Source organism: Corallococcus terminator (assembly GCF_003611635.1).
Taxonomy (GTDB): Bacteria; Myxococcota; Myxococcia; order Myxococcales; family Myxococcaceae; genus Corallococcus; species Corallococcus terminator.
This window is the reverse complement of record NZ_RAVZ01000512.1, coordinates 1-4,577: the sequence shown is the minus strand read 5'-3', so window position 1 is coordinate 4,577 and position 4,577 is coordinate 1. Positions and strand designations below refer to the sequence as shown.

The window sequence follows — 4,577 nt, the reverse complement described above, 5'->3', positions numbered from 1 at the left end:
GAGATGCGCTCGGCGGGGGGCAGCTCGCCGGTGAGGCTCTTGAGGAACGCCACCAGGTCGTCCACCTCGCCGTCCTTCAGCGTGCGCCCCAACTGGTAGCGCCCCATCAGCCGCACCATGGTGGGCAGGTCCTGCACGCTGCCGTCGTGCAGGTACGGCCCCGTCTTCTCCACGTTGCGCAGCGTGGGCACGCGGAAGTAGCCCCGGTCATCCTCGTTCTTCGTCGCGTCGAAGCGGCCCGCGTCGGTGAGCTTCGGGTACTCCTCCACCAGCCCCAGCTTCTGGAACGACGTGCCGCCCACCGCCGGGCCGTTGTGGCAGGTGGTGCAGCCGGTGGTGACGAAGGCCTCCAGGCCGCGCTGCTCGGAAGAAGTGAGGGCCGCGTGCTCGCCCGCGAGGAAACGGTCGAAGCGCGACGGCGTGGTGAGCGTGCGCTCGAAGGCGGCCAGGGCCTTGGCGGCGTGAGAGAGCGTCACCGGCTTGCGCTCCTTGGGGAAGGCGGCGCGGAAGCGAGCGGTGTACTCGGGCATGGAGGACAGCGTGGCCTCGACGTGCTTCGCGCCGGGCATGGCCATCTCCACCGGGTTCATCATCGGACCTTCGGCCTGGGCCTCCAGCGTGGCGGCGCGGCCGTCCCAGAACTGCGCGATGTGGCGGGCAGCGTTGTAGACGGTGGGCGAGTTGCGGCTGCCCTTCTGCCCCCGGTGCCCATCCGACAGCGCCTTGTTGTCCACGCCGAAGGTGTCCAGCCCGTGGCAGGTGTTGCACGACACGTCGTGGTTCTTCGACAGCCGGGGCTCGTGGAAGAGCATGCGGCCCAGGGCCACCTGCGCCTCGGTGTCCGCGGGCAGCGGCGCTTCCCCGCGCGGGGCCTGGAAGAAGTGCGAGGCCAGCTTCGCCACTGCGGTGGCATCCGGCACGGCCGGCGGCGCGGGCGGCTTCACGGCGGCGACGGCGGGCGCGGACGGGGCCGCCACGGGCGCGTCGGGGGAGCGCTCACAACCGGCGAGCGCACCAAGGCCCAGGGCCGACAGGGTGAACCACGGGAGCAGTCGATTTCGCAGCATGTGGGGGGAGCCTTCCGCGAGCGACACAGCGCGGGCGCACCGTAGCAGCGCCCCGCGCCTGACGCCCCGAGGCAAGACGCCGCACCCCGCACCCGGGCTATCCGTTCCCATCAGTCCAGAGCCTGCCCGGACAGCGGCCCGGCGGGCGGGACTCCCGGTCCCTGCGGAACAAGCCCCACGCTGCTACCCCTTCACTTCATCCACGGTCCTGGCGGAGTGCCGGGGCCCCGGACCGGGGCATCCGCCTGGAAGCGGAAGTCCGGGCTGGAAGCGAAGGCCAGGGAGGACGACGGATGCAGGACGACGCGGGCGGCAAGGGGCGCGAGGTGGACGTGCTCGTCTGCCGCAAATGCCTGACGAAGTGCGCCCGGAGTGGAGGGCAGGACCTGCCGCGCTGGCTCCAGGGGGAGCTGGCCGGCCGCGGCCTCGCCGGGCAGGTCCGCGTCACGCCCACCGGGTGCATGAGCCAGTGCCCCCGCCAGCAGGTCACCGTGCTCGTCTCCGACACCGACGATCCCGAAGGCCGCCTGCTGCTGGTGGAGCCGCGCCTGCAACGCGACCTGCTGCTGAAATTCGTGGAGCGCCGCGCCCGTGCCGACGCGCCGCCAGCCCCCGCCGCTCCCGCGAACGACGGCGACGCTCCGGGGCGGGGGCAGCAGCACCTCGGTGATGAAACGGTCCACGAGGAACGCGGCCAGTAGACCGGTGGCCGTGCCGGCGGTGTCCCACGCCAGGTCCTTCACGGAGAAGACGCTGCCGCGTGCGCGGTCATACACCTCCTTGGCGACCCCCACGCCCAGCCCTACTCCCACGCCGGTGAGCGCCCTCGCTCCTGGTGTGTCGAAGACAAGCGCGCCCGCGCCGTAGCCCACCCCGGTGGCGGCGAAGCACGCCGCGAAGTGCTTGGGTTTGTCGGGGCCAAACCAGTCATCCCCCGCCTGGGCGACAGCGGAAGCCGGGGCGACGAGGAGCGCGAGGGCGGAGGCGAGGGCGGTGCGCGGGGACATGCATCCATCCTGTAGCATCCCCGGGCGGACGCGCGACCTTCTCCCCGAGTGAAATGCGGGGCGGATTTGAAGCCTGCCAACCCTCACGGTTGGTGCGTTTTGGAGACGAGGCCCGCAGGTGGGCATATGCTCTTGAGCGCTTTGAACGGACTCGGCCCCTCGCTCAGCTTCCGGCAAACCCGACACCCCGCGCTCGATGGTGCGCGGGGTCTGGCTGTCGTTGCCATGGTGATGGGACACACGCTGGATGCGCTGCTCGCGCCCGCGCTGCGCGACCACCCGTGGGTCCAGCGCTACTGGGAGCTTCGGGGCATCACCGCGCCGCTGTTCCTGCTGGTGAGCGGCTGGGCGGTGGTGATGGCGCTGGGCGCCCGGCCCGGCGCGGCGAAGGACTCCTTCGGGCGGCGGTTCCGCCGGGCGCTGCTGCTGTTGTTCCTGGGGTACCTGCTGCACTGGCCGGGCTGGGGCGCGGTGCGCGACCTGGGCTACTCCGACGCCATGCTGGCCAAGGTGTTCCAGTTCGACGCGCTCCAGTGCATCGGGGCCTCGCTGCTCTTGGGCGCGTTCGCGCTGGTGCTGACGCCGAACCTGGGCGCGCGGGCGCTCCTCCTGGGCGGACTGGCGGCGGGCATCCCCCTGGCGAGCGCGGTGATGTGGCAGGCGGGTGCGCACCTGCCGGTGCCCTTGCAGCAGTTCATTGGCAATGGCGAGGGCAGCCGCTTCCCGTTCTTCCCGTGGGCGGGCTTCTTCTTCGCGGGCGCCTTCGCCGCGCACGCGCTGCACCTGTTGAAGCCGGGTTGGCCGCAGGGGCTCGCGCTCCTCGCACTGGGCGGGGGGCTCTTGGCGCTCACGCGCTGGGTGCCCATCGAGTGGACGCCCAACAGCCCCACGATGGTGATGTACCGGGTGGCGCAGGGCCTGCTGGTGCTGGGCGTGGTGAACCTGCTGCCGCAGCGGTTGAGCGGGCTGCTGGCGCCGCTGGGCCGGCTGTCGTTGTGGCTGTACGTGCTGCACCTGCCGATGGTGTACGGCTGGGCGGACATCGCCGGCCTCTCCCAGCGCATCGGGCCCCGGCTGGGCATCGCGGCGGCGCTGGGCGTGTCCGTGGCGCTGCTGGTCGGCTGCTACCTCATCGCCCGCCTGGGTCGGTGGGTGCGCGAGCAGGCCCGGCCGTGGCGCGCCGGTTCGACGACGCTGGGCGCCCGCGTGGGCACCGCGCGCCTGGGCCAGTAGCGACGGCTCAGCCTTCCGTGCCGGTGCGAGGCAGACGCGCGGGAGGCTGCGTCGCCAGGCCCCGGGCCACCAGCTCCCGCACCACGGACTCCAGCGCGGCGATGCGGCGGCCCGCGCGGCCCTGCGCCCACGGCGTCACCGCCGGAGCCTCGAGCATCTCCACCGCCTGCTCCACCCCACCCGCCTTGCCCTTGAGCGCCCGCGCCGTGGCGAGCCGCACGTTGCGCGCTGACTTGCGCGACAGGCCACCACTCCACAGCAGATCCAACGCGAAGGTGGTCCACACCGTCAGCTCATCCTCCGGGCGCAGGAACGCCTCGAAGCGGGCCAGCGCCTCCGCACGGGGCTCCCCCGCGCGCAGCGCTTCCTCCGGCAGCTCCACGTGCAGCGGCGTGCTGTAGGCCAGCGGCTGCTCCGGGGCGATGACCGCCTCGAAGCGCTCCCCGGTGGAGAGCCGGCGCGCGACCAGGTGCACCAGCTCCGGCGGGATGTCCGCCTCCAGCGGGTGCGCGTTGGCCTCCGCGTAGAAGAGCACCAGCCGTTCGGAGGCCTCCGCCAGCGAGCGCAGCTCCAGCGGCGGGCGCCACTCGCCCTTGTAGATGCGGCGGCGGCCCGGCCCCGAGCGCGTCTCCTGCCGCTCCAACTGCGTGTCCACCATGAACTCGAACGCGCCCAGCATCCGGTCGAAGTGCTCCGGGCGGCCTTCGAGCTGTCCCAATATCTCCGCCACCGCCTCGATGGTGGAGACGCAGTGGTCGGCGGGCTCGGCGCGGATGCGGTAGTTGCTCGGGCGGCGCGGCACGAAGCCGATGCGCGGCAAGCTGGCGAGCAGCGGGTTGCGCATCACCACCTTCTTCGCCTGCGGCCAGGTGCCGTCCACGACGATGAGCGTCTCCGGCGGGTTCGCCTGGGCATCCTCCACGGAGATGGCGTCTTCGCCAGGGAAGAGCACCGCGACGCGCTCCGGGTGCCGGGCCAGCTCCTCCAGCCGGGCATGGCCGGTGAAGTCCACGCCCCGGTGCAGCTCGGAGTTGGGCAGCGACAGGTGCGCCATGCGCGCCGTGCCAATGGCCACGCGCCGCTCCCGGGGATGCTGGAGGAACACCACGCGCGTGCGCGTCTCCAGTTGGGGAACGTGCGCGCAGTAACACGCGCTCTCGGGACGCAGGCAACGGACACAGAAGGAACGCACGCCGGCCCTTTATCACGCCTCCGCCCGGACGGCCCGGGGCCAGGGCCCGAGCACCGACAGACAGGGCGCCCCCTCCCC

General features: G+C 72.6%; 4 protein-coding genes. 1 reads left to right on the top strand and 3 read right to left on the bottom strand.

The features are described 5' to 3' along the window. The coding region (locus tag D7V88_RS39160; RefSeq protein ID WP_147449069.1) for a cytochrome-c peroxidase at window positions 1-1,067 on the bottom strand (1,067 nt) is incomplete at its 3' end. Window positions 1,068-1,258: 191 nt separating this feature from the next. After that, window positions 1,259-2,074: a YfiM family lipoprotein gene (locus D7V88_RS39155; protein WP_208726724.1), complete on the bottom strand. Its 816-nt coding sequence runs from the start codon at window positions 2,072-2,074 to the stop codon at window positions 1,259-1,261. 225 nt (window positions 2,075-2,299) lie between these two features. On the opposite strand from D7V88_RS39155, the gene D7V88_RS39150 reads away from it, so the two are divergent. Continuing rightward, a complete protein-coding gene (locus D7V88_RS39150) occupies window positions 2,300-3,307 on the top strand; it encodes an acyltransferase family protein (protein ID WP_244238634.1) in 1,008 nt (335 codons plus the stop codon). Between the two features lie 7 nt (window positions 3,308-3,314). Here the strand turns inward: D7V88_RS39150 and D7V88_RS39145 are convergent, their stop codons facing one another. Beyond that, window positions 3,315-4,499: a tRNA-uridine aminocarboxypropyltransferase gene (locus D7V88_RS39145; RefSeq protein ID WP_120545625.1), complete on the bottom strand. Its 1,185-nt coding sequence runs from the start codon at window positions 4,497-4,499 to the stop codon at window positions 3,315-3,317. Between the last annotated feature and the right edge of the window lie 78 nt (window positions 4,500-4,577).

Bases quoted from the DNA above. Each gene is read 5' to 3' on its own strand.
- D7V88_RS39155 (WP_208726724.1), bottom strand. From the start codon at position 2,074: ATGTCCCCGCGCACCGCCCTCGCCTCCGCCCTCGCGCTCCTCGTCGCC.
- D7V88_RS39150 (WP_244238634.1), top strand. From the start codon at position 2,300: ATGGTGATGGGACACACGCTGGATGCGCTGCTCGCGCCCGCGCTGCGC.